The following is a 1009-nucleotide window of genomic DNA, read 5'->3' as shown; positions in this document are numbered from 1 at the left end:
ACTGGATATTTTTCATCCCATTTTTTAGCAAAATTTTGTAATTCTCTTAATCCCTCTGCTTCATTTATTGCAGAATAAACTGCCTTTAAATCAGCTGTTACCAATTTTAAATCTTTATATGATACGTATTTTACAGAGTTTCTTACCATATGAACAATACACAGTTGTACTGTGGTTTTTGGGAAATGCTATTTATTGCTTCTGGAAAACCTTTAAGACCATCAACACACGCAACATATATTTGTTCTACACCACGATTCTTCAGTTCTGTTACTACTTGCATCCAAAATTTAGATCCTTCATTCTTGCCTATCCAAATACCTAATAGTTCCTTCTTGCCTTCTATATTCACGCCAATAGCTAGATAAACTGCTTTATTTATTATTATATGATTGTCTCTTGCCTTAACATGAATACAATCTACATTATAGGATATACACTATCAAGTGCTCTATTCTGCCACGCGTAACTTCCTCTAAAATGCCATCAGTTACCTTTGATATTAACTCAGATGATACTTTGGTGGCATATAGTTCTTCTAAGTGCCCTTGTATTTCTCGAATAGTCATTCCCCTAGCATATAAAGATATTACTTTATCATCAAATCCTTCAAATCTCCTTACTCCTTTTGGAATTAGTTGAGGTTCAAATTCTCCTTCCCGATCCCTTGGCACTTCTACTATCAATTTACGACCCTCGGAATCTATTAGAGTCTTTTCATAATTGCCATTACGTCTATTATCTGACTCCTTGGTATTCTTAGAATGCTTCTCATAACCTATATGAGATTCCATTTCTTTTTCTAAAATCTTATTTACTATCTGCTTTTTAATTTCCTGAAATATTCCTTCTTTGCCAAATATCTCAGATGGATCACTTTGTGATAGTATTTCTGATACTACTTTTTCTATAGTCGGATTTGATACTTTACTCTTATTCTTCATATTAGCCTCATGTAAGTTGTTTTAATTAATTTATTCTTAACTATTTTATAACTTACACAAACTTT

The 1009-nt window shown here is 32.0% G+C and carries 3 protein-coding genes; all 3 read right to left on the bottom strand.

Features of this window, described 5'->3' with window-relative positions:
* On the bottom strand, positions 1-149 hold a 149-nt coding region (locus REIS_RS16700), incomplete at its 3' end, for a transposase (protein WP_008579224.1).
* The gene (locus REIS_RS10565) at positions 143-382 is read right to left on the bottom strand and encodes a transposase (protein WP_241760927.1); all 240 of its coding nucleotides are present in this window, start codon (positions 380-382) and stop codon (positions 143-145) included. The genes REIS_RS16700 and REIS_RS10565, both read right to left, overlap by 7 nt.
* Positions 383-425: 43 nt before the next feature.
* On the bottom strand, positions 426-944 hold the full coding sequence (locus tag REIS_RS10560) for an IS256 family transposase (protein ID WP_008579222.1): 519 nt from the start codon (positions 942-944) through the stop codon (positions 426-428).
* Positions 945-1009: the final 65 nt, after the last annotated feature.

The organism is Rickettsia endosymbiont of Ixodes scapularis, from assembly GCF_000160735.1.
In the GTDB taxonomy this organism is placed as follows: domain Bacteria; phylum Pseudomonadota; class Alphaproteobacteria; order Rickettsiales; family Rickettsiaceae; genus Rickettsia; species Rickettsia tamurae.
The sequence above is the reverse complement of the archived record's forward strand: the minus strand, read 5'-3'. Positions and strand labels throughout refer to the sequence as shown.